Genomic DNA, 21,974 nt, shown 5'->3' with positions numbered 1-21,974 from the left:
TTACGTGGTTTGCTCCGGGGCCGGATCGGCCCCGGAGTGGTGGCGGCGCCAGGACCGGTAGCCGCGGTGGGCGGCGAAAGCCCCGATCACGGCCGTGACACACCACACGCCGATCGCGGTATAGGCCAACGGTGCCGAGAGGTCACCGATCGAGGCGCCCAGTGCGGTGTAGACGAACGCGCGTGGCACCGAGCCGATGAACGCCCCGGCCGCCATCTGCCATAGCGGCACGCCGAACGCGCCGAAGGCATAGGACGCCAGAGCGTCGGACAATCCGGGGACGAAACGCTGCCCGACCACGGCCCATAGGCCGCCCCGCTGGATCTGGTGGTCCAGCCGATCCGCACGTTGTGCCCCGAGCAGGGCCCGGGCGCTGTCCCGTCCGGCGCGGCGGCCGATCAGGCTGGCCACCACGGCGGTGCCCACCGTCGCGCCCAGGGTCACGAACGTGCCCAGCACCGGGCCGAACAACACGCCGCTTCCTGCGGCCAGGATCGGGCCGGGCACGAACAGCGCGCCCAGACATGCCGACACCACGATGTACGCCAGCGGCGCTGCCGGACCGGCGGACATGACCACGCCACGGACGGCGTCGATATCGATGACGCGGGCGACGGCCACCAGATAGAACAAGCCGAGCAGAAACGCCGCGAAGGCGACCAGCCGCAGGATGTGCGGTCGCCGGTTGGGGGCGGGGGCGTCGTCGTCAGTCATGCTGGCCACGATTCTTCCCCACGGCTGGCGCGGTCAGTTCGCGGTCGTCGAACTCTTGGCCTTACGGGCCGCGATCTCGGCTCGGACCTCGTCCATGTCGAGTGCTGCGACCTGCGAGATGACATTGTCGAGTGCGGCCGGCGGCAGCACCCCGGGTTGGCTGAACACCAGGACTCCCTCGCGGAAGGCCGCGAGAGTGGGGATCGATCGGATGTTCATCAGAGCGGCAAGCTCACTCTCCTGCTCGGTGTCGACCTTGGCATGCACGATCTCGGGGTGGCGGGCAGCAGACCGCTCGAAGATCGGGGCGAAAGCCTGGCACGGACCACACCAGGAAGCCCAGAAATCGATGAGCACGATGTCGTTGTCGCGGATCGTTGATTCGAAATCCGCATAGCCGATGTTGCGGGTGGACATTGAGTTCTCCTTTTTGCGCGAGTTCCTCACGGGCGGAACGAGTTTGCGTACCGGCCGTCGTCCGGCGCATCTGATTCCCTCAACATACCCCTAGGGGTATATATTCCCCTTTCAGTTTTTCGGCTCGGGGTTATTGCGCCGCGGGTACCGTGGCACGAGGATGTGCGCTCGCCCGGCGTGCGATGACAGGGCGAAAGGAGCCAGATATGGACATCGCATTGGTGGCCACCACACGAGGTCCGTTCGGCGAGGCTGCGGCTCGCACCCGAGAAGCGCTGGCCGACCAGGGGTTCGGCGTGTTGACCGAGATCGATATCAGGTCCACGCTCAACGCCAAGCTGGGTGATGGTGCCGGTGAAGAGCTGGGGGACTACCTCATCATGGGTGCCTGCAACCCACAGTTCGCTCAGCAGGCGCTCAAGGCGCTTCCTCAGATCGGCGTGTTGTTGCCGTGCAACGTGGTGTTGCGCACCGGTCGCGACGGTGACTCGGTGGTTGTCGTAGAGGCGATGAATCCGAACCTGATGGCCGAGGTCACCGACGAGCCGGCCCTGGTCGACATCGCAGCGGAGGTGGGCCGGCGCCTGCAGGCAGCGCTCGACAGCCTGTAGGGCTCATCTCACCCCGATGCCGCGTCGATGACGCCGTCGAGGATCTGGCGTGAGGTCGACAAGTCGCGGATCGCCTGCTCGAGCCGGTTGCGTTCGGCAGACAGCTCGGTGAGCAGGCGTGGCGTGGCCTGCGGGGCAGGTCCGCCGTCGGTGTCTCGCATACAGGGCAGAAGCGACGAGATGGTGCGGCTGTGCAGCCCGGCGGCGTAGAGCTCCTGGATGCGGATCACTCGGTCGACGGCCTTCTCCGGATACTCACGTTGCCCGCCGGGGGTGCGCTCTGAGGTCAACAGGCCCTGCTGCTCGTAATAGCGCAGCGACCGTTGGCTGACCCCGGTGCGGCGCGCGAGTTCGCCAATACGCATATGCCAGTTATACCGACGCGACTTGACCCTGACATTGGTGTCAGCTCGTACGGTTCGGCATGACCACAGCGCAGCCACCTTTCACCTACAGTCCGATCACCGAACGCCCGCCCATCCATTGGCCCGGCGGGGCGCGAGTGGCGGTGTACATCGGGCTCAACGTCGAGCACTTCCTCGCCGACCGGCCCTCGACGAGTATCTGGCCGGGGACCGCGGAGCTGACCCCCGATGCGCTCAACTACGGGTGGCGGGATTACGGCGCCCGAGTGGGCATCTGGCGCACCATCGAGGCGCTCGACCGGCACGGCATCCGGCCCAGCGTGCTGCTGAACTCTGCGGTCATCGAGCACCATCCGCAGATCGTGGCCGCCGGTGTGGAACGGAACTGGACCTGGCTGGCGCACGGGCAGACCAACTCTATTCTGCACACCGGACTGGCCGTCGACGAGGAGCGCCGGATTCTCGCCGGGATCGCCGACGACATCACCGAGGCCACCGGCCGGCGCCCTCAGGGGTGGATGGGTCCCGGCCTGACTGAAACCGCTCACACCCCGGAGCTGTTGGCGGAACTGGGTTTTCGCTATGTTCTCGACTGGACCAACGATGACCGGCCCTACCCGCTCACCGTCCCGGGCATGCTCAGCGTGCCGTATTCGGTGGAACTCAACGACCTGCTGATCTTCGGGAAGGGTTTCACCGGTCCAGAGTTCGTGCAGATGGTGATCGACCAGTACGAGCAGCTGCACGCGGATTCGGCTGCCAGTGGGCGGGTGTTGGCGTTGGCGTTGCACCCGTTCGTCATCGGGCAACCCTTCCGGCACAAGTATCTCGATCAGGTCCTGGGGTACTTCGCGGCGCAACCCGATGCGTGGTTGACGACCAGCGATGAGATCGCCGCGATCCAGGTGGATTGATTGCGAAGGCCAATAGCTGCAGCACGATTGGCCCCGCAATCCTGGACCGGTGCTGTGAGAGATGTCACACTGCGGTAGGGCGGCGGGGCCGATGACCGGCGGTGTGCCTCGCCCGGAGCTCGGGGAGGACCACGATGACAGCAATCACCGGCATCGCCCACCGCAACAACGGCGCAGCGCCGCCGACGGTGCCACTCGCCGACATCGACCTCGGATCACTCGATTTCTGGGCACGTGACGACGATGTGCGCGACGGCGCCTTCGCCACTCTCCGACACGACGCCCCGATCTCCTTCTTCGAGGTGGCCGAGTTCGCCGGGTTCCCCGGGGGCGCCGGGCACTGGGCGATGACCCGCTATGAGGACGTGCACTTCGTCAGCCGGCACCCCGAGCTGTTCAGCTCCCGCCCGACCAGCACCACACTCAACGACGTCCCCGCCGAGATCGCCGAATTCTTCGGGTCGATGATCACCCTGGACGATCCTCGTCATACCCGGTTGCGGTGCATCGTCAATCGGGCCTTCACGCCCAAGGTGATCGCGCGGATCGAGCAGAGCGTGCGGGATCGCGCCCATCGGCTGGTATCGGAGATGGTGGACGCACATCCGGACGGCACCGCGGATTTCGTCGAAGAAGTGGCATCACCGCTGCCGCTTCAGATCATCTGCGACATTATGGGCGTGCCGGAGGACGATCAGGCCAAGCTGTTCCACTGGACTTCGGTCATCATGGGGGCGGGCGACGACGAGGTGTCACCCGACGACTTCGGCGACTATCTGCAGGTAGCCACAGAACTGGCCGGGTACGGTGTCGAGTTGGCCGAGCAGCGGCGCGAGCATCCCGGTGACGATCTCACAACCAGTCTCGTCGAGGCCGAAGTCGACGGAGAACGCTTGTCGTCCAACGAGATCGCGTCGTTCTTCATCCTGTTGACGGCCGCCGGCAACGATACGACCCGCAATGCCATCAGCCATGGCATGGTGGCGCTGAGCCGCTATCCCGACGAACGTGAGAAATGGTGGAATGACTTCGACGCCGTGTCGCCGACGGCCGTGGAGGAGATCGTGCGGTGGGCGTCACCGATCATCTTCATGCGGCGCACCCTGACCCAGGATCTCGAACGAAGCGGCGTTCAGATGAAGGCGGGGGACAAGGTCTCGATGTGGTACAACTCGGCCAACCGTGACGAGCAGACCTTCGCCGATCCGTGGCGCTTCGATGTATTGCGAAACCCCAATCCGCACATCGGGTTCGGCGGTGGCGGGGTGCACTTCTGCCTGGGCGCCAACCTTGCCCGGCGGGAGATCCGGGTGGCCTTCGACGAGTTGCATCGTCAGGTGCCCGACATCGTGGCGATCGGTGAACCCGCCATCCTGCGTTCGGCGTTCGTACATGGTGTCAAACATCTGCCGGTTGCGTGGAGTGCGGCAGCCTAGCGCCCTTGTTGAGCTTCTTGAGAGCGGCCGCCGCATCCAGTGAACGCAGCGGACGTCCCACCCGAGCATGTTCGGCGGTGGCCCGTTGGATCAGCTCGTTGACCGGGGCCCCCAATCCGTGCAGCCGGGCCTGAAACACGATTTCCCCGTTGAACCAGTCGGTTTCGACCTGGGTGTCCGGATGTACCAGAGGAATTCGGGACGCTCCGGCGTGCCCGGCGTCACGACGCGACCTCCAAACGTTTTTCGGCGCCTCCGGGTAGCGCTTGACCCGCGATGGCCTGCAACGTTCGCAGGATCACTGCGACGTTAGGATCGCGTTGCCTGCCGGCGCGGACAACGGCGCCGATAGCCCGCCCGCCGAGTTCGATGCCCTCGACGATCAGGTTTTCCAGATTGGCCGGCACCGACAGCCTGGGCACGATCGCCGACGCGATCTCAGTGGCCGCGAGCTCGCAGATGTTCTGCGCCCCGATCAGCCGGTGTTTGATCTGCGGGGTGAAACCGGCGCTCTCGCAGGCATGAATGGCGGCGATCCCCAAACCGTAGTTTTGCGGGCCGGTGACCCAGAATCCGTCCGCCAGCGCGGAGAGGCCCTGATTGCGAATTCGCAGATGCGAGTGCGTGGGGGCCAGCAATACCAGCGGCTCGAACAGCAGCGGCACGGTAGTCAGGCCGCCTGTCGAATCAGGACCGAGGAAGTCATACTGGCAGGTGATCGCGATATCGACCTCGCCCTGGCGCAGCAGCCGGAGAGCGGCCGCACTCGTATCCTGCTGGACCTGTACCCGCAGGTTCGGCTCCTCGGTGCTCAGCCGTTGCATCAGCGGAACGGCCAGCGTCGGAATCCCCATGTTGAACGTGGCGATGGCGACCTGCCCGGCCACCCGGTCCCGGGTTTCGGCCACCGCGCTCATGGCCTCGTCGACAGCGATCAGGACGCGGCGGACATGCTCAGCAAGGACCTGGCCGCTGCGAGTCAGCCCGAGGGTGCGTCCGTCTCGACGGAACAGCACCGCCCCTGCTTCTTCTTCCAGGACGCGAAGCTGTTGGGAGACTGCAGAACTCGTGATATTGCGATGTTCGGCCACCGCGGTGACCGAGCCGAGGTCGGCCAGATCGGCTAACAGCATCATCCGGCGTAAGTCCAGCATCATGCACCTCCTGCGAAGTGATCGTCGCATCGTTATGAGCACCGGTGAAGGGCCGAGGATTTCGCCCCCGTCTCCACTCAGGGCTCTGAACAGGACTTTGCGGCGGGACGGTGGCAGGAATCACCGCGGTTGTAATTCTCGCGTCAGTGCGGCGTCGCCTGCGAGATTAAGCCGGACTGAAAGGTTCCGGTAGCCAAAGACTGTTGTTCGTCGCAACCCGCGCGCTGACGCTAGCCAGTGCGAGACAGACAGACCCGTCTCGCCAGCCCATCGCCGAGCTAAGACAAGGGAGTCCACAAATGACAGATATCAGCGAAAAAACCAGGGAATCAACCTCTCTCACCGATACGGGACTGGACGTCGTGCCTGTGGCGGGCTACATCGGCGCCGAGATTCGCGGTGTCGACCTGCGCGGCGAGCTTGACGTCGGCGTCGTCGACGAGATCCGCGACGCGCTGCACACCTACAAGGTGATCTTCTTCCGCGACCAGGAGATCGGCCACGCCGAGCAGATCGCGTTCGCCCGGCAGTTCGGCAAGGTCACCCCGGCGCACCCGCACGAGGAGGAGCCGCCGGAGGGGTTCCCCGAGATCCTGCCGATCGACAGCCGCCGCTACGAACGCCACCTGGGCCGCAAGCGCACCTCCTACGACAACAGCTGGCACACCGATGTCACCGCGCTGGTCAACCCGCCCGCCGCCTCCATCCTGCGGGCACACATTCTGCCGCCGTACGGGGGTGACACCGCGTGGACCAATCTTGTTGCGGCGTATGAGAACCTGCCCAAGGAGTTGCGCGAGTTCGCCGACAAACTCGACATCAAGCACCAGTTCAATGCCCGTGCGGTGGCAGGCAGCCAGCGGGACCGCAAGGTGCGGGAGGCCAACCTGGTGACCTATCACCCCGCCGTCCGGGTGCATCCGGTGACGGGGGAGCGCGCGTTGTTCGTGAGCCCCGGGTTCACCCGCGGTGCCCGTGAGATCCGCGGTTACACACCGACACAGAGTGAGGCGATCCTCAAACTGCTGTGGGACGAGGCGACGCGCACCGAGTACACGGTCCGGTTCCGCTGGGCTCCGGGCAGTATCGCGTTCTGGGACAACCGGGCCACCGCGCACCTGGCCATCGCCGATGCCGGCCACCTCGACTACGACCGCGTGCTCTACCGCGTCACCCTCGAAGGCGACGTTCCCGTCGGGGTCGACGGACGGACGTCCGAATCGGTCTCCGGCGAGCCGTTCTACGGATCCTGATCCCCCAACTAGGCAACAGGAAGCAGCCAACCATGACACACGCATCACCGCGGATCGAGCATCGCAGACTCGGCAGTACCGGGCCGGAAGTGTCGGCAATCGGTCTGGGGTTCATGGGCTTTCGGACCTCTGCCGGAGCCGAGGACGAAAAGCAGGCGACCAACCTGGTCGCCGAGGCGATCGATCTGGGCATCACCCTGTTCGACACCGCCGACGTGTACGGGCCGGAGTTCAGTGAGATTCTGCTCGGGAAGGCGATCCGGGGCCGACGTGATTCGCTGACCATCGCCACCAAATTCGGCAACGCGCTGGACCGGGACACCAACCCCGACGCCCGGGCACTGGACGGCAGACCCGAATACGTGCGCACCGCGATCGAGGGCTCGCTGCGTCGCCTCGGGGTGGACCACGTGGATCTGTACTACCAGCACCGCGTCGACCCCGAGGTGCCGATCGAGGACACCGTGGGGGCCTTGGCTGAACTGGTCGAGGCCGGCAAGGTCCGTTACATCGGGCTGTCCGAGCCGGGGCCCCAAACTCTGCGCCGTGCCCACGCGGTGCACCCGATCGCCGCCATCCAGAACGAATGGTCGCTGTTCACCCGGGACATCGAGGCCGACACCGTACCGGTCGCCCGCGAACTGGGCATCGGCATCGTGCCCTACTCGCCATTGGGCCGCGGTTGGCTGACCGGTCGCGTGCGCAGCGCCGAGGACGTGAAGGGGGTGCAGAGCCGCCACCCGCGTTTCGGTGCCGACGTGTTCGACCACAACCGGGCGTTGGCCGACACCGTCGTCGAGATTGCGGGTCAGATCTGCGTAGAACCCAGCCAGGTCGCACTCGCGTGGGTGCTCTCTCGTGGTCAGGATGTGGTGCCGATCCCGGGAACGCGCCATCCGGAGCACCTGCGGGAAAACCTCGGTGCCCTGACGGTGGACCTTGGTGCTGAACACCTCGGTCAACTGGAAGCCATCGCCGGTCAGGTCGGCGGACATCGTTCGATCCGTCCCGAGCACCTCGGGGTCGAGGCCCCGGTTGCGGCCGCCTCATGACCGTTATCGCCCGCTACGGCGACATCGATGCTGTGCTGAAGGTGCACAACGAGACGCTGGCGCTGCAAATCGCACACCGGTCGGTGCGGAAGTTCACCGGGGAGCCGGTGTCCGATGAACAGCTCTCGGCACTGGTCGCCGCCGCCCAGTCGGCGGCTACCAGCTCGAACCTCCAGCCCTGGAGCGTGATCGCCGTCCGTGATCCTGAACGCAAGGCGCGGCTGGCAACGCTGGCCAACAATCAGCGGTTCATAAACGAGGCACCGCTGTTTTTGGTCTGGGTGGCCGATCTGGGGCGCGCCCGCCGGCTGGCGCAGCGGGCAGGGGCCGCACTGGACGGTGCGGATTACCTGGAAACCACGATCATCGGATTCGTCGATACCGCGCTGGCCGCGCAGAATGCCGTGGTGGCCGCCGAATCACTGGGGCTGGGAACGGTTTTCGTCGGTGCCATCCGCAACCACCCCGAAGAGGTGGCGGCTGAGCTGGGGCTGCCGCCACACGCAGTGGCGACCTTCGGCCTCGCTGTCGGTACCCCTGACCCGACGGAGAACGCCGGGATCAAGCCGCGCCTGCCCCGGGATGCGGTACTGCACCGCGAACGTTACGACGCGCAGGCGGCGGATGCGCATGTGCCCGCCTACGACGAACGGCTGGCGGTCTACAACAACCGCTACGGGTTGTCGGGCAGTTGGAGTGAGCGGGTGCTGAGCCGGCTCGCCGGTCCGCATTCGCTGTCCGGGCGACACCGGTTGCGCGAACAATTGGAGCGCCTGGGCCTGCCCTCGCGCTGATCTCTTGTCACGCTGGCGTGGCTCTCGGCTTCGACGGCCACGCCAGCGTGACAAACCTCGGGACACGCCGTCAGAAGAATCCGCTGTCGGGCAGCGCCGCACCGTTGACCGCGATGTCTCCCAGCACCCGCGCCTTGTAGACGGTGGGGTTGTGGGAGAACAGAGTACGCAGATTGCGCCAGTGCCGGTCCAGATGCGACGCCGACCGCACCGACGAGGCGCCACCGGCATCGAATATGCGTGAGGCCGCCCGCAGCGCAGGCTGTTCGATCGCCACTTTGACCCGCGCGGCGGCCACTGCGCCCTGATCCTCCAAGCGGGCGTCGATCCCGCTGACCCGCGCGGTGTCCAGCGCCGGCGCCAACTCGGTCGCCGCCCGCAGCACCAACGCCTCGGCGGTGTAGGCCACCGCGTCGATCTCGCCGACGATCTCCAACAGCTGTGGGTCCGACGAGGGGGTGTCGGTGGTGGCGAAGGTGTAGGTGCGGTGGCGATCACGCACCAGCGCGGCAGCGTCGGCGGTCAGCGTGTGCAGGACTCCGGCGGCGATCGCGTGCAGGTACAGCTGCACCAACGCGCCGCGAGCCCGGTCCACGCCCACATTCGTGCCGATCGGCAACACCTCGTCATCGTGTACCGCGACGTCCTCGAATATGGTTGTCCCACTGCCGGTATGACGCTGGCCGATGCCGTCCCAGTCGTCCGCGTGGATGATGCCGGCCCGGTCGGCCGGAACCACCGCGGCGACCGGCGCCCCAGCCTCGTCCTCGGCGGTGGCCCGCACGTAGTCGGAGAACTGAGCGCCCGTGCTGTAGAACTTGCGCCCGGTCAGCCGCAGCCCGCCCGCCGTGCGCACCAGCTTCGTGTCATAAGCCTGCCCACCCACTCGGGCGCTGGTCAGCTCCGAGCTCACCCCGCCGATCAGGTGACCTTCGGCCACCACCGACAGCCACCGATCCTTGGCCCGGCTGCCCGGAACACGCTGCAGCTCCTCGACTGTCGCGTAGTGCACGCGCAGGATATGGGTCAGGTCCGGGTCGGCCTGAGCCAGCCGGATCGCCAGTTCGAAGAACTCGGGCACGGTGAAATCACCGCCGCCGAGGTCACCGGCCAATCGCGCCGCGCCCAGCCGATGCTCACGCACCAGGCTCAGCGCGCGCCCGGGAGGTTCGTGCCCGCCCTCGTCCAGGCGCCGGCGGTAGTCGGCGGCGATCGTTTCCAGCACCTCCTGGAGCTGTTGTCCCCGCGGAACGGCCCGCGCCGTCAGTACCGAGTCGGTGGTCATCGGTGTCAATCCTTTCCGGTGGTTGCGGCCGAGCTGTCGTCGATCCAGGTGTCGTAGAACCAGGGCACCGAATTGGCCGCGTTTGCGAATCCCCGCACCCGTGGGGCGACGGCGAAAATCTGGGTGTCTTCGAGCAACGGGATGGAATACGCGTTGTCGATCACGTAGTTGTTGTATCCCTCAAGCACTTTCAGCCGTTGGGCTTGATCGGTCGCTTCGATCTGGGCATGCAGCATGCGGTCGATAGCGGGATCGGCGCCGTCCAGGGCGTACAGGTCACCGCCCTTGCTGTCGTAGTTCTGCCACAACCGCACCGGATCGGCAGTGGGCCAGCCATTGCGGCGCAGGCCCACCGAATCCTCGATGCTGGCGGTGGGGTAGTTGGCGAAGTCGGTCTGGCGGATGACCAACCGGATACCGATGCGGCGCAACTGCCGCTGGATCAGTTCGTACATCGGCTTGGCTGTGTGGTCGTAGACGTCCACATAGATCTTCACGGCCAACTCGTGCCCGTCCTTGACCCGGTAGCCGTCCGCGTTGAGGTGGGTCCAGCCGGAGGCTTCCAACCGCCGGATCGCCTCGTCCGGGTCGTGGCGGACGGCGTCGCTGCGGTCGGTGAAACCGGGGAAGTTCCTGGTGACGATGTTCTGAGCGGGTTTCCAGTTGTCGGTGTAGAGGGTGTGCAGGATCTCGTTGCGGTCGATTCCGAAGCCGATCGCCTTGCGCACGTTGATGTCCCGCATGAATGGAGCCGACTGGCGGACGTCTAGCGTGTTGGCCAGACCTGGAGTGCGCAGTCCGCGCACATCGAAGCCTTCCCTGGTCAGCAGGCCCTCATCCGGTGGCTGGGAATAGCGGATGGCGTCGGCTTGGCCGGCCCGCAGTGCCCCCACCCGGACGCTGTCCTCGGTCACCGGGATGACGGTGACCGTGTCGAGATACGCCTCACCCTGGTGCGGTGCGGTCGCCGGTGCCCAGTCGTAGCCCCGGCGTTTGGACAGCACGATCTGCTTGTCCGGGACCTCCGAGGTGGCGACGAACGGCCCGGACCCGATCAGGTTGGTGACCACGGACTGCTGTTCCTTGCTGGCATCGATCGTGGCGTCGGCGACGAGGCCGGAAGTGTTCAACGACAGCACCGCGATGAACGGCGCATACGGCTTTCGGAGGGTGACGCGGACGGTGCGGCGCGCGGGGTCGGCCGTGATGGAGTCGACCTCCGGGAAATAGCTGTTGCGGGTGATGCCTTTGTCCTTGTCTCCGTTCGCTTCCCATTCCAGGTTGCGGCGTACCGACTCGGCGTCGACCGGTTGGCCGTTGCTGTAGCTGGCTCCGTCGCGGATGGTGAATTCATAGATGCGTTTGGACGGGTCGACGGTCCACTTCTGTGCGATCCACGGCACGAAATCGAAGGTCTTGGGGTCCTGGTAGACCAGGCGGTCCAGCATCTGGTCCTTGAGCAGACTGTTCTGCCAGTAGCTGACCTGGATCTGCAGCGAGGCCGGTGCCTCGGCGTCCAGGTAGGTCAGGTCACCACCGCGAGCACCGGGTGACCCGGTCGGCGGATGTTCGGTGTCGCCACAGGCGCTCACGCCGCCAGAGGCGATCAGTGCGGCGGTCACCGCGGCGACCACACGTCGGAGCATCACGCCGCACGCGCCGGGACGCCGGGGACCGCATCGAGCAGGCGACGGGTGTAGGCCGCCGAGGGCGCGGCGAAAATATCTGCCGTGGCGCCGGTCTCGACCAGACGTCCATGTTCGAGCACGCTCACGTGGTCGGCGATCTGGCGGACCAGGCTGAGGTCGTGGGAGATGAACAGGTACGTCAGTTCGAGTTCCTGTTGCAGATCGATCAGCAGATCCACCACCTGCGCCTGCACGTGGACATCCAGTGCGGAGGTCGGCTCGTCGAGCACGAGGATGGCCGGGTGCAGCACCAAGGCGCGGGCCAACCCGACCCGCTGGCGTTGACCCCCGGAGATCTCTCGCGGCTTACGGTCGGCCAAACCGGCAGGCAACCCGACGCGGTCGAGTACCTCACCGACCTCATGGCGGCGCTGAGCAGGGGACCCGATGCGGTTGATCCGCAACGGCTCTGCGATCGCCTCGCCGATGGTGAACCGGGGATCGAGGGCGGCCAGCGGATTCTGGTGTACCAGCTGCAGTATCCGCGCCTGCGCGCGCTGCTGCGCGGCTCCCAGCGGTGATTGCGCGGCGCGCAGGGATCCGTTCACCCGGACCTCGCCCGAATCGAAATCGGTGAGCCCCGCCAGCACCCTGGCCGCGGTGGTCTTGCCCGAGCCGGATTCACCCACCAGGGCATGGATCGACCCGGTCCTGACATCGAACGACACGGTGTCCAGTGCGCGGGTCTCGCCGTAGCGTTTCACCAGCCGATCCACGCGCAGGATCGGTTCGGCGGTCGCCGCCGCTGTCGGCCGGTGTGCGTACTTGTCCGGCGCCAGCGCCGGTGCCGCCGCGATCAGCTGCCGGGTGTACTCGTCCTTTGGTGTGCTGAGCACGCTTGCGGTGGGGCCGGTCTCGCGTACCTCGCCGTCGCACAACACCACCACGGTGTCACTGTGCTGCTCGGCCAGCGCGAGGTCGTGGGTGATGAACAAGACGCCGAGACCATGCTCGACGCGCAACTCGTCGAGCAGCTCGAGGATTCGCCGCTGCACGGTGACATCGAGTGCGGAGGTGGGCTCGTCGGCGATCAGCAGCCGGGGTTCGCCCGCTATGGCGATCGCGATGAGCACGCGCTGTAACTGCCCGCCGGAAAGCTGGTGCGGGTAGTCACCGGACCGGCGGCTCGCGTCGGCGATCCCGACGTGCTCGAGCAGCTCGACGGCCCGGCGTCGGGCACCGGCCCGATCGGTGATCCGGTGCACCCGTAGCACTTCGGCGATCTGGTCACCGACCGGTTTGAGGGGATCAAGTGAACCCAGCGGGTCCTGTGGAACGAAACCGACGGTGCTGCCGCGAAGCGTGCGCCACCGGCGTTGCGGCAGCTGCGTGACCACGTGACCGTTCACGAGGATGTCTCCCGCGGTTACCCGCCCGTTGCCGGGCAGCAGGCCCTGCACCGCGCGTGCGATGGTTGACTTGCCCGATCCGGACTGACCGACCAGGGCAACCACCTCGCCTGCCCCGATATCGAACGAGACATCGCGGATGACCTCACCACGGCTCGCGTACTCGATGGTCAGACCGGAAAGTGACAGCAGTGCAGGGGAATTCATTTCAGCCGACCTTCTCTCGGATGATATGGGCGAGCCGTGACAGGCTCATCACGGTCAACACGATCGCCAATGCCGGGAAGAACACCAGGCCGGGCGCGGAGTTGATGTAGTTGCGTCCCTCCGAGATGAGCAGCCCCCACTCCGGTTCGGGCGGCTGTGCTCCGTAGCCCAGGAAGCTCAGCGACGCGATCGCCAGGATCGCCGCACCGAACTGCAGGGCCGCCAGCGCCAGCACGGAGGAATAGGAATTCGGCAGGATGTGCCGGAACAACAGGGTGAGATGGCCGGCGCCCAGGTGCGCACTGGCTTCCACGAAGGGCAGGTTCCGCACAGCCAGCACCTCGGATCGCGCCAGGCGGGCGAATACGGCGATGGACGAGATTCCCACGGCGATGGCCGCATTCACCGTGCCGAAGCCGAGGGCCATGATGATGGTGATCGACAGCAGCAGAGTGGGGATCGACAGCAGCACGTCGATGATCCGGCCGATGATGCTGTCAGTGATCCGCCCGAAGTAGGCCGCCAGCAACCCGAGGATCGTTCCCACCAGCAGTCCGATCACCACGGCGATGAACGACCCGGCGATGGTGGCGCCGGTGCCGGCGATCACCCGGCTGAGCAGGTCGCGGCCGATGTAGTCGGTACCGAACGGGTGCGAGTAACTCGGCCCCGCCAGCGGCAGATCTGGATTCTCCTGAAGTGGATCGTAGGGAGCGATCGCGGTGGGCGCGACGATCATCGCCGCGACCAGCAGCAGCAACAGAACCGGTGGGACATCCCACGGGTTGACGCTGACCCGCCGGGGCAGTCTGGGCAGGGGCACCGCGGACAGTGCATCGGTCGGGATCATGCGGGCACCAGCGCGCCTCTCGGAGTGGTGGATCTGTCGATGCGTGGGTCGATCAGCGGGTAGACGACATCCACCACGAGATTGACCAGGACGAACGTGACCGACACCGTGATCACCACTGCCTGGATGATGGGCGTGTCCTGGTTGCGGACCGCCGTTTCGGTGAGATATCCGATCCCGGTGCGGTTGAAGATTGTTTCGGTGATGACCGATCCGGCCAGCAGCTCACCGACCGTGATGGCAACGATGGTGACCGTGGGAATCGAGCCGTTCTTGATCAGATGGCCGAAGACGATGCGCCTGTCGTCGAGCCCTTTGGCCCGTAGTACTTCGACGTAGGGCTCGGCGGCCGCGTTGCTCAGGCCTTGGATCAGCACCTGGGCGATCGGCGCGGCGACCGGCAGTGCCAGCGGCAGGGCGGCCAGCACCGTCGAGCGCAGCCCCTCGTCACGGACAGCCGATACCCATCCGAGGCTGAACGACAACCATTGCAGCGCCACGAGTCCGGTGACGAACACCGGAATGGAAAGGAACACCGGCGGCAGAACCCGCGCGAACTCGCGCACCGGTGACCATGGCGCGAAAACCGCGGCCAAGGCGATGACGAAGCCCAGCAGTGCGGCCAGCACGAAGGCCACACCGGCCAACGCCAGCGTCGAGGGCAGGGCGTGCTCCATCAGTCGGGCCACGGATTGTCCGCTGTTGAGCGAGTATCCGAGATCCCCGGTGAACAACCGCTGCACCGATACCCCGAACTGGACGATCGCCGGTTCGCTGAGCCGGTAATAGTCGCGCAGGACCTGCGCATCTTTATCGGAGATCGGGTTCTCCGGATTGGAGATCTGCGTCTCGATCGGGTCGCCCGGCAAGACGTTGAGCACGAAAAACACTGCAGTGTAGGCCAATACGATCACGATGATCGACTGGCCAATCCGCCGCAGGGTGAAGTTCAACACCGTTGGAACGCTAGGGCGGCGGCGCGGGCGCGGCAATCATTCGTACCTTTAGGAACATTAAGCCGACCGTTCAGTTCAGCTTAACTGTTGCCTCCGTGGGCAATTGGAGTATCCGTGATCGCAACCGTTGTCCTGCGCGGAACGGTGCATCACCGTGGTGCTCATGGGGGCATCACTCACTGTTGGAGTTGAGCTGACCGGCGACGGTCTCGGTCGGCTCGATGCTGGGGTAGCCGGTATCGCCGGATTGGCCGGAAGCCTCGAGACGGCCGGGGTGTCGTACTGGGTGATCGGTGCCGACCGTGGTGAGACCAACGACGTCACGGTGGAGGGCCTCGATCCGTCCCTGCTCGCCACGATCGCCGCGCGACATACCAGCCGACTGGGGCTGGTTGTCGCGGCTGCCGCGCACCGCGATCATCCGTACAACCTGGCCCGAAGGCTGGTTTCGGTGGATCATGCCGCGCACGGCCGGGTCGGTTGGCTGGCGCTGGACTTCGACCACAGCATCGCGCTCAACGCCAGTACCGACACCTGGACCGGTGCCGACCTCGACGCGGCGCATACCGACGACGCCGTCGACGCGGTGCGGGCGCTGTGGCGTACCTGGCCGCTGGATTCCGTGGTCGGCGACCTGGACACCGGGGTGTTCTCCGATGTGTCGAGAATCCGGCGGGCCGACGTGCACAACGCATATGACATCGCCGGTCCGCTCAATGTGCCCGGATCGGTGCAGGGTGATCTCCCGGTGTGGCGGCAGGCCGGATTCGGTCGCGGCGGCGCCGCAGGTGCCGCCGACCATCTCATCGTGGAGGACGGTGATGATCCGGTCCCGTTGGCGGGCAAGGTGGTGGTGCGGCTGAGATCCGCCGTCTCTTTCGACGCCGCACTCGAGCGGATTGCCGGGCACCCCAGGGTTTCCGGGGTGCTGCTGAGGATGCACCCGTCCGAGCTGGATCGCGTATTGCGCGAGGTCCTACCCGCTGCGCGGGCACGGGGCCTGCTGGGCGACTGGGGGACCGGCACATTACGTGACCAACTCGGCGTACCCGCACCCGCGGCGCCCGACCTGAGCCGCAATCCGACGGTGTTCGAGACCGTGCCCAACCCAGGAGGACGACTGTGACCCAAGCAGGCCAACTGATCCTGAACGTGAACGTGCTCAACCTCGGCATCCACACCGGTGCATGGCGGCGCACCAGCGAGCCGCCGACCGCGTTCGCCGATCCCGGTTACTACGTGCGGATGGCGAAGCTCGCCGAGCGGGGAAAGCTGGACGCGTTGTTCCTGGCCGACGGACCGGCGCTGCGTGAGCACCCCGCGCTGCGCCCGTCGCAGGCGCTGGAGCCGACCGTCATCCTGGCATCGGTGGCCGCCGAGACCGAGCACCTCGGCCTGATCGGAACGTTGTCCTCCACCTTCAACGACCCGGTCGAGCTGGCTCATCGTCTGCTCACCCTCGACCGCCTCTCCGGGGGGCGTCTGGCCTGGAACATCGTCACCACGTACTCGGTTCCTGCCGGCGCGAACTTCGGCCTCGCCGATTATCCGGATCGACATGTCAGGTACCGGCGGGCTGCCGAATTCGTCGACGTGGTCCGTGCGCTGTGGCGCGATGCCGCCGACCTCAGCGGGCGCGGGATCGATCACCACGGCGAGTTCTTCACGGTGGTCGGCGGACTCCCGCAGGGGCCCTCGCGGCAGGGCTATCCGCTGCTGGTGCAGGCCGGTGGATCACCGCAGGGGCGCGAGCTGGCGGGCCGGGTTGCCGATGCGGTGTTCAGCGCCGAACTCGACCTGGGTGCCGGCATCGACCACTACCGCTACGTGAAGGACGTGGCGGTGGCGTTCGGCCGCCGGCGGGGCGACGTCAAGATCCTGCCGGGGCTGATCACCACGATCGGCAGCACCAAGGCCGAGGCCGAGCGCCGGTTCTCCGAACAGAACGCCCTACTGCCGCCGGGCCACGACCTCGAGCGCTTGTCGCAGGTACTCGGCGAGGATCTGTCCGATCATCCCCTCGACGATCCGGTGCCTGCCCACCTGCTCGGAGAGGTCGCCGATCCGGCGAAATTCGGTGCCTCTCTTGGATTCCGGGAGTCGGTGGTGCGGTTGATCGAAAGCCGTGAACTCACGCTCAGACAGGCCGTGCGAGAGTTCAGTGGCGCCGGACACCGAGTCATCGTCGGATCACCGGTCGATGTGGCCGACACCATCGAGCGGTGGTTCCTGGCCGGCGCCGCGGACGGATTCAACCTGATGCCCGATGTGTTCCCCGACGGCCTGGAGATCTTCGTCGACGAGGTGGTGCCATTGCTGCAGGAGCGCGGCCTGTTCCGCACCGAGTATGCCGAATCGACGTTGCGTGAGAGATTCACCGGCCGTGCTCATTCCAGCGGTGTGCCGACCCTGGTCAGGGCCCGGCTCGCATAATTGTCGGTTTACGCCCAGGCTCGGATTTGTCACGCTACCGTGACTAGCGATGACCGACCTGGTAGTGCGCAAGCTCCGCTGGGAGTTCGATGCGACGGTGCCGTTCCTGTGGCAACCGTCCAGCCCGAGTTTCGGCATGTTCTGCAATGTCTTCACGTTCATCGCGGTCCCGTTCGAGCGGTACCTGATCAAGGCACTGCGCACTGCGCAGGACAGGTTCGACGAGTCGCCCGGGATCGCCACGGAGGCTGACGCATTCCTGCGCCAGGAGGGACAGCACGCTGCGGCGCATCGCAAGCACATGGCTGCACTGATCGAGCAGTACCCGGGACTGCAGCGTGCCTACGACGCGGCGACGCAGTCGTTCGACGATCTCATTGCTGCCCACCCCGTCGAGTTCCACGCCGCCTACATCGCCAACCTAGAGGCCACCTTCACCCCGCTGTTCAAAGTCATTCTGGACAACCGTGATTCGCTGTTCGACGGAGCGGACGGCCGCGTGGCCGCGTTGATGACGTGGCATTTCGTCGAGGAGATCGAGCACCGCAGCTCCGGGCTCATGCTGTACCGCCACCTCAGCGACGACCCGTGGTACCGCGTCCGCCAGGTGCGCCCCACGTTCGGCCACATCGGTGAGGTGGCGGCGGCGATCGCTCGTGTCGTCGACGAAGTGGTCCCATTCGAACAGCGCGGCGTATCGGCCGAACAGCTGATGTCGATGCGCCTGCTGGTCGACGAATTCAAGTACCGGGGTCCGGGCGGTCGTCGGCGCAAGGCACTGCGGGGCGGGCCTGCGACACTGTTCGACACGGTGCCCACGGGCGACCTGGCCAAGATGGTGTGGCGGCTGGCGCTGTCCCAGCTGCCCAACCACGATCCAGCCGAGCAGCCGCTGCCGGCGTGGGCCGGTACCTGGATGGCCGAATACGAGCGCGGCACCGACATGACGACCTTCACGCACACGGGGAAATCCGCCCCGTAGGTTGATACCTGTGGACACCCCGATTGCTGTCGTCACCGGGGCGAGCCGCGGTGCGGGCCGCGGGATCGCCGCGGCCCTGCTCGCCTCGGGTTGGCGGGTGTATGTCACCGGGCGGACGGTGACCGATCCGGCCGACGGCGGCATCGCCGTGCCGCTGGACCATTCCGACGACGCGGCCGTGGCTGCGCTGTTCAAGCGGATCGGCGAGCAGGAGGGCCGGCTGGACCTACTGGTCAACAATGCCGCCGCGATCCACGACGATCTGGTCAACCCGAAACCGTTCTGGGAGAAGCCGATCGAGTTGGCCGACGTGCTCGACGTCGGGCTGCGCTCGGCCTACGTGGCGTCCTGGCACGCCGCGCCGTTGCTGCTGGCCGCCGGCCGTGGGCTGATCGCGTTCACCTCGTCGCCCGGATCGGTCTGCTACATGCACGGCCCCGCCTACGGAGCCCAGAAGGCGGGCGTGGACAAGCTGGCCGCCGACATGGCGGTGGACTTCGCCGATACCGGGGTGTCGACGGTGTCGATCTGGATGGGCATCCTGCTCACCGAGAAGTTCAAGGCCGCGTTCGCCGGCCACCCCGAGGCTCTCGCCAAGACCGCCGAGCATGCCGAAACTCCGGAATTCACCGGTCATCTCATCGACGCACTGTATCGCGATCCGGACTTGGCGCAGCTGTCCGGAAAGACGGTCATCGGTGCCGAACTCGCGACCCGCTACGGCATCACCGACGAAGGCGGACGGGTGCCGCCGTCGCATCGGGACATGCTGGGGGCACCGCGGGAACCCAGTTCGGCCGTCGTCAGGTAGTCACCGCCGCCGGAACCCGGTGTGGCTGCGGATCAGCGGGAGCGTCGCGAGCGTGGCGAACCCGGGTTCGGCCTCGCACACCGCGGGCACCGCGTTGAGGACCTGCATCGCCGTGGCGACGTTCGCTGCCCGGACATGCTCGGCCATGGTGGCCTCGCGGGTGAAGCTGGCCAGGGCGAAGAAGTGAGTCTGCATCGACGGATCGCCCTCGATGGTCAGCGTCCAGCCGTGCTTGGGCCGCGGCCAGTGGTCCGGGTACTCGTTGCCGACGGTCCATAAGGTCTCGATCTCGACGAGCGGCTCGCCGTCGCGCACCCCGACCCAGTTCCACCGCTGCCCGGCGGTGGTGCCGGCTTCCAGGACATGGTCGAAGATCTGGTGGTCGTGCCGGGCGGCGACCGCTTCCACCGATGAGGTGACCTCGTCGATGTCGGCGCCCAGAGCATCGGCCAGCAGCCACACCTGCTCGGTGAACAATTCGTTGTTGAACGCCAGGAATTCGGTTGTGCCCACGCCGATCTCATTCACGGGCCGGCCGAACGACATGTTGTCGAAGGTGATGTGGGTGCTGTCGTAGTCCGACCAGTCGGCACGCTCCTGCAGCGTGATCTTGTCGATCCGCCTGCTCATGCCCGACAACGCCAACGGCAGCGCGCCGGACAGGTTCCCGGGGTTCAGGCCGCTGCCGTGCACCGACGTCCCACCCGCCGCGCACGCGGCCAGCAGCCGGTCTCGGTCGTGCTCCGGCATCCGTTGCGGGTGGAACAGGAACGCGGTCGTCACCACGTTCTTGCCGCCGGCCAGCAGTGCACACACGTCATCCAGGTTCGTGACCCGCGGGGTGTAGACGACGCAGTCGGCCTGCAGATCGAGGATGGCCTGCACATCGGTGGTGGCCCGCACGCCGATCGGCGCCCGGCCCAGCAGTTCACCGACGTCGACGCCATTCTTGGCGTCCGAGTACACCCGCACCCCGACGAGCTCAAGGTCCGGCCGGTCGTCCAGCGTCGCCGCCAGTGTCTCGACACCGACCGCGCCGGTGCCCCACTGAATCACCCGATATGCCATAGCGGTATTGAATCTCAGATGCCGCTGAGATACCGGCGTGTCACCACCTTCTGCAGCAGTCGTGTCACCGGCCCGCCCAGCCGGCTCCACCAGGTGGCCGGCCGGGAGAACGCGACCACCTCGGCGTGCACCTCGTCGGTGGCCGGGTCGTAGCGGACCGAGAACAACTCCTCGCCCGACTCGGGATGGCCGGCCAGCGTGCCGTACGCGAAGCCCCGGCGGTCGGCCTCGTCGAGCACGTAGACCACCCGGCACGGCGCCGGAACGGGGCCGAGTCGGACCACCAGTTGGGTGCCCACCGCTGCGGCCTCGGTGCCGGCCTGCACCCGCAGACCGGCGCCGCGCTGCATACCCCAGCGCAGCACATCCGCAGCCGCCTGTTCGAATCGGTCGCGCCCCGTGCCGATCACCGCGGAGGCCCGGGTGTGGCGGTACCCGGCGGGCAGCTCGCCGGCCGTGGCGCCCACCTCGGGATAGGTCAACGAGAGCCGCTCCAGGTCGTGCAGTTTCACCTCACCACCATGGCACTAATACGGTGGCTTCGTGGCCCCAGAAACAACGCACCCCGGCGGAGGGTTCAACCCGCCCGATCCCACCGATCGCGGCGGCCCCGATTACGGCCGGTTCATCGAGGCGGTGCGCACCCTGCAGGACCATGCCCGCAGCGCCGACGCCCCGGACGAGGTGATCACCGAGGCCGCCGACCTGATCGAGAAGGTGTCGGCATTGCTGGCGCCGTACGAAGCCGACGAATGGAATTCACCGTCCGGTCGGCGCATGGACCTGCCCAACCGTGGCAACGTCAACAACGTGCCGGTGCACCTGGAACGGACTGCCGACAACCGGATCGCCGGGACCGCCTGCTTTCGCCGCTTTCACCTCGGCCGCAACGGCGCGGTGCACGGCGGCTCGCTGGCCCTGCTGTTCGACTCGCTGCTCGGCTACACCGCGGCCAAACTGACCGGCAGCATGTATCAGCGCACCGCGTATCTGCATGTCAACTACCGCAAGATCGCCCCGATCGAGAAGGATCTGCAGGTCCAGGCCGGCATCGACCGCATCGAGGGCCGCAAGATCTTCGTCGAAGGGCGGCTGCTCGACGGCGACGACGTGCTCACCGAGGCCGAGGCGTTGTTCGTCCGGCTCAAGCCGGGGCAGCCATGAGTCTGGCGGCCAACCTCGCCGAGGTGAAACAGCGCTGGACGAGCGCTCGGGAGCGGCTGCGCTCGCGCCCGGCGGCGGACTTCGCCTACCGGATCGCCATCGGCGTCGTCGGCACGATCGTGCTGGCGGTCGGGATCGTGGCCATCCCGTATCCGGGTCCGGGCTGGGCGATCGTGTTCCTCGGGTTGGCGATCCTGGCCAGCGAGTTCGACTTCGCCAAGCGGGCGTTGCGGTACGTCCGGGCCCGCTATGACGCCGTGATGGCCTGGTTTGACCGCCAGCACATCGCGGTCAAAGGGCTCAGCGCGGTGTTCACCGGACTGGTGGTGGTCGGCACGCTGTGGCTGTTCGGCGTGATCGGCTGGAGTGCGGGCCTGGTCGGGCTGGAGCAGTCTTGGCTCAAGAGCCCCATCGGGATGGGGTCCTGATCAGGCCCACCGATAGCATGGTCGCGTTCGCATTAGCCCTCGC

General features: G+C 66.6%; 23 protein-coding genes. 12 read left to right on the top strand and 11 right to left on the bottom strand.

All coding sequences use genetic code 11. The features are described 5' to 3' along the window. Entirely contained in the window at positions 1-714 is a 714-nt protein-coding gene (locus BN2156_RS08175; protein WP_090512218.1) for a TVP38/TMEM64 family protein, read from the bottom strand. 33 nt (positions 715-747) lie between these two features. Continuing rightward, entirely contained in the window at positions 748-1,131 is a 384-nt protein-coding gene (trxA, locus tag BN2156_RS08170) for a thioredoxin (RefSeq protein ID WP_090512216.1), read from the bottom strand. Positions 1,132-1,337: 206 nt separating this feature from the next. Here trxA and BN2156_RS08165 point away from each other — a divergent pair, with 206 nt between their 5' ends. Then, a complete protein-coding gene (locus BN2156_RS08165) occupies positions 1,338-1,742 on the top strand; it encodes a DUF302 domain-containing protein (RefSeq protein ID WP_090512213.1) in 405 nt (134 codons plus the stop codon). Positions 1,743-1,750: 8 nt separating this feature from the next. Here BN2156_RS08165 and BN2156_RS08160 read toward each other — a convergent pair whose 3' ends face one another. Then, positions 1,751-2,107 (bottom strand): MerR family transcriptional regulator, encoded by a 357-nt coding sequence (locus BN2156_RS08160; RefSeq protein ID WP_090512209.1) that lies wholly within the window; start codon positions 2,105-2,107, stop codon positions 1,751-1,753. 59 nt (positions 2,108-2,166) lie between these two features. On the opposite strand from BN2156_RS08160, the gene BN2156_RS08155 reads away from it, so the two are divergent. Together BN2156_RS08155 and BN2156_RS08150 are read left to right on the top strand one after the other, a co-directional pair. Then, a complete protein-coding gene (locus tag BN2156_RS08155) occupies positions 2,167-3,021 on the top strand; it encodes a polysaccharide deacetylase family protein (RefSeq protein WP_090512206.1) in 855 nt (284 codons plus the stop codon). A gap of 134 nt (positions 3,022-3,155) precedes the next feature. After that, positions 3,156-4,457 carry a cytochrome P450 gene (locus BN2156_RS08150; RefSeq protein ID WP_090512204.1) on the top strand — a complete coding sequence of 434 codons (1,302 nt, stop codon included), beginning with the start codon at positions 3,156-3,158 and terminating at the stop codon, positions 4,455-4,457. Between the two features lie 221 nt (positions 4,458-4,678). Here the strand turns inward: BN2156_RS08150 and BN2156_RS08140 are convergent, their stop codons facing one another. Further along, positions 4,679-5,614, bottom strand: a complete 936-nt coding sequence (locus tag BN2156_RS08140) for a LysR family transcriptional regulator (protein WP_235625243.1) — start codon at positions 5,612-5,614, stop codon at positions 4,679-4,681. 296 nt (positions 5,615-5,910) lie between these two features. Here BN2156_RS08140 and BN2156_RS08135 point away from each other — a divergent pair, with 296 nt between their 5' ends. Genes BN2156_RS08135 through BN2156_RS08125 form a run of 3 tightly spaced genes read left to right on the top strand, consistent with a single transcriptional unit; the run spans position 5,911 to position 8,710 of the window. Then, positions 5,911-6,864: a TauD/TfdA dioxygenase family protein gene (locus BN2156_RS08135; RefSeq protein WP_090512201.1), complete on the top strand. Its 954-nt coding sequence runs from the start codon at positions 5,911-5,913 to the stop codon at positions 6,862-6,864. Positions 6,865-6,896: 32 nt separating this feature from the next. Beyond that, positions 6,897-7,916 (top strand): aldo/keto reductase, encoded by a 1,020-nt coding sequence (locus tag BN2156_RS08130; RefSeq protein ID WP_090512199.1) that lies wholly within the window; start codon positions 6,897-6,899, stop codon positions 7,914-7,916. Further along, on the top strand, positions 7,913-8,710 hold the full coding sequence (locus BN2156_RS08125) for an NADPH-dependent oxidoreductase (protein WP_090512197.1): 798 nt from the start codon (positions 7,913-7,915) through the stop codon (positions 8,708-8,710). The genes BN2156_RS08130 and BN2156_RS08125 overlap by 4 nt, the downstream gene beginning before the upstream one ends. A 70-nt stretch (positions 8,711-8,780) precedes the next feature. Here the strand turns inward: BN2156_RS08125 and BN2156_RS08120 are convergent, their stop codons facing one another. The 5 genes from BN2156_RS08120 to BN2156_RS08100 are packed head-to-tail and all read right to left on the bottom strand — an operon-like array spanning position 8,781 to position 15,045. Beyond that, entirely contained in the window at positions 8,781-9,995 is a 1,215-nt protein-coding gene (locus BN2156_RS08120) for an acyl-CoA dehydrogenase family protein (protein WP_090512194.1), read from the bottom strand. Between the two features lie 5 nt (positions 9,996-10,000). After that, positions 10,001-11,641, bottom strand: coding sequence for an ABC transporter substrate-binding protein (locus tag BN2156_RS08115; RefSeq protein WP_090512192.1), 1,641 nt, complete (start codon positions 11,639-11,641; stop codon positions 10,001-10,003). Beyond that, positions 11,641-13,239 carry a dipeptide ABC transporter ATP-binding protein gene (locus BN2156_RS08110; protein WP_090512189.1) on the bottom strand — a complete coding sequence of 533 codons (1,599 nt, stop codon included), beginning with the start codon at positions 13,237-13,239 and terminating at the stop codon, positions 11,641-11,643. The genes BN2156_RS08115 and BN2156_RS08110 overlap by 1 nt, the downstream gene beginning before the upstream one ends. A gap of 1 nt (position 13,240) precedes the next feature. Further along, complete coding sequence (locus tag BN2156_RS08105) at positions 13,241-14,089, bottom strand: ABC transporter permease (protein ID WP_090512187.1); 849 nt, start codon at positions 14,087-14,089, stop codon at positions 13,241-13,243. Continuing rightward, positions 14,086-15,045: an ABC transporter permease gene (locus tag BN2156_RS08100; protein ID WP_235625242.1), complete on the bottom strand. Its 960-nt coding sequence runs from the start codon at positions 15,043-15,045 to the stop codon at positions 14,086-14,088. The genes BN2156_RS08105 and BN2156_RS08100 overlap by 4 nt, the downstream gene beginning before the upstream one ends. Before the next feature lie 163 nt (positions 15,046-15,208). Between BN2156_RS08100 and BN2156_RS08095 the strand changes: the two genes are divergently transcribed. From BN2156_RS08095 to BN2156_RS08080, 4 genes are read left to right on the top strand one after another with little or no spacing between them, the layout of a single operon-like run. Then, positions 15,209-16,171 (top strand): LLM class flavin-dependent oxidoreductase, encoded by a 963-nt coding sequence (locus BN2156_RS08095; protein WP_090515662.1) that lies wholly within the window; start codon positions 15,209-15,211, stop codon positions 16,169-16,171. A 32-nt stretch (positions 16,172-16,203) separates the two neighbouring features. Beyond that, complete coding sequence (locus BN2156_RS08090) at positions 16,204-17,478, top strand: NtaA/DmoA family FMN-dependent monooxygenase (RefSeq protein WP_090515660.1); 1,275 nt, start codon at positions 16,204-16,206, stop codon at positions 17,476-17,478. 49 nt (positions 17,479-17,527) lie between these two features. Next, entirely contained in the window at positions 17,528-18,460 is a 933-nt protein-coding gene (locus tag BN2156_RS08085; protein ID WP_090512184.1) for a metal-dependent hydrolase, read from the top strand. Position 18,461: 1 nt separating this feature from the next. Beyond that, complete coding sequence (locus tag BN2156_RS08080) at positions 18,462-19,271, top strand: SDR family NAD(P)-dependent oxidoreductase (protein WP_276021029.1); 810 nt, start codon at positions 18,462-18,464, stop codon at positions 19,269-19,271. Here the strand turns inward: BN2156_RS08080 and BN2156_RS08075 are convergent, their stop codons facing one another. Further along, a complete protein-coding gene (locus tag BN2156_RS08075) occupies positions 19,272-20,339 on the bottom strand; it encodes an NAD(P)H-dependent amine dehydrogenase family protein (RefSeq protein ID WP_090512178.1) in 1,068 nt (355 codons plus the stop codon). It lies immediately after the preceding gene. Positions 20,340-20,353: 14 nt separating this feature from the next. Further along, positions 20,354-20,851 (bottom strand): DUF1990 domain-containing protein, encoded by a 498-nt coding sequence (locus tag BN2156_RS08070; RefSeq protein ID WP_090512176.1) that lies wholly within the window; start codon positions 20,849-20,851, stop codon positions 20,354-20,356. A 31-nt stretch (positions 20,852-20,882) separates the two neighbouring features. Between BN2156_RS08070 and BN2156_RS08065 the strand changes: the two genes are divergently transcribed. Both BN2156_RS08065 and BN2156_RS08060 read left to right on the top strand, forming a co-directional pair. Then, the gene (locus tag BN2156_RS08065; RefSeq protein ID WP_090512173.1) at positions 20,883-21,503 is read left to right on the top strand and encodes a PaaI family thioesterase; all 621 of its coding nucleotides are present in this window, start codon (positions 20,883-20,885) and stop codon (positions 21,501-21,503) included. Next, positions 21,500-21,931 (top strand): TIGR02611 family protein, encoded by a 432-nt coding sequence (locus tag BN2156_RS08060; protein WP_090512171.1) that lies wholly within the window; start codon positions 21,500-21,502, stop codon positions 21,929-21,931. The genes BN2156_RS08065 and BN2156_RS08060 overlap by 4 nt, the downstream gene beginning before the upstream one ends. Positions 21,932-21,974: the final 43 nt, after the last annotated feature.

The organism is Mycolicibacterium neworleansense, assembly GCF_001245615.1.
In the GTDB taxonomy this organism is placed as follows: domain Bacteria; phylum Actinomycetota; class Actinomycetes; order Mycobacteriales; family Mycobacteriaceae; genus Mycobacterium; species Mycobacterium neworleansense.
This window is presented reverse-complemented; position numbering and strand designations above follow the sequence as displayed.

What these genes read in the sequence shown, in the direction of transcription:
- BN2156_RS08120 (WP_090512194.1), bottom strand. Translation starts at nt 9,995, where the DNA reads ATGACCACCGACTCGGTACTGACGGCGCGGGCCGTTCCGCGGGGACAA.
- BN2156_RS08060 (WP_090512171.1), top strand. Translation starts at nt 21,500, where the DNA reads ATGAGTCTGGCGGCCAACCTCGCCGAGGTGAAACAGCGCTGGACGAGC.
- BN2156_RS08165 (WP_090512213.1), top strand. Translation starts at nt 1,338, where the DNA reads ATGGACATCGCATTGGTGGCCACCACACGAGGTCCGTTCGGCGAGGCT.
- BN2156_RS08095 (WP_090515662.1), top strand. Translation starts at nt 15,209, where the DNA reads ATGGGGGCATCACTCACTGTTGGAGTTGAGCTGACCGGCGACGGTCTC.
- BN2156_RS08155 (WP_090512206.1), top strand. Translation starts at nt 2,167, where the DNA reads ATGACCACAGCGCAGCCACCTTTCACCTACAGTCCGATCACCGAACGC.
- BN2156_RS08160 (WP_090512209.1), bottom strand. Translation starts at nt 2,107, where the DNA reads ATGCGTATTGGCGAACTCGCGCGCCGCACCGGGGTCAGCCAACGGTCG.
- BN2156_RS08130 (WP_090512199.1), top strand. Translation starts at nt 6,897, where the DNA reads ATGACACACGCATCACCGCGGATCGAGCATCGCAGACTCGGCAGTACC.
- BN2156_RS08110 (WP_090512189.1), bottom strand. Translation starts at nt 13,239, where the DNA reads ATGAATTCCCCTGCACTGCTGTCACTTTCCGGTCTGACCATCGAGTAC.
- BN2156_RS08115 (WP_090512192.1), bottom strand. Translation starts at nt 11,641, where the DNA reads ATGCTCCGACGTGTGGTCGCCGCGGTGACCGCCGCACTGATCGCCTCT.
- trxA (WP_090512216.1), bottom strand. Translation starts at nt 1,131, where the DNA reads ATGTCCACCCGCAACATCGGCTATGCGGATTTCGAATCAACGATCCGC.
- BN2156_RS08150 (WP_090512204.1), top strand. Translation starts at nt 3,156, where the DNA reads ATGACAGCAATCACCGGCATCGCCCACCGCAACAACGGCGCAGCGCCG.
- BN2156_RS08140 (WP_235625243.1), bottom strand. Translation starts at nt 5,614, where the DNA reads ATGATGCTGGACTTACGCCGGATGATGCTGTTAGCCGATCTGGCCGAC.
- BN2156_RS08135 (WP_090512201.1), top strand. Translation starts at nt 5,911, where the DNA reads ATGACAGATATCAGCGAAAAAACCAGGGAATCAACCTCTCTCACCGAT.
- BN2156_RS08175 (WP_090512218.1), bottom strand. Translation starts at nt 714, where the DNA reads ATGACTGACGACGACGCCCCCGCCCCCAACCGGCGACCGCACATCCTG.
- BN2156_RS08075 (WP_090512178.1), bottom strand. Translation starts at nt 20,339, where the DNA reads ATGGCATATCGGGTGATTCAGTGGGGCACCGGCGCGGTCGGTGTCGAG.
- BN2156_RS08085 (WP_090512184.1), top strand. Translation starts at nt 17,528, where the DNA reads ATGACCGACCTGGTAGTGCGCAAGCTCCGCTGGGAGTTCGATGCGACG.
- BN2156_RS08125 (WP_090512197.1), top strand. Translation starts at nt 7,913, where the DNA reads ATGACCGTTATCGCCCGCTACGGCGACATCGATGCTGTGCTGAAGGTG.
- BN2156_RS08105 (WP_090512187.1), bottom strand. Translation starts at nt 14,089, where the DNA reads ATGATCCCGACCGATGCACTGTCCGCGGTGCCCCTGCCCAGACTGCCC.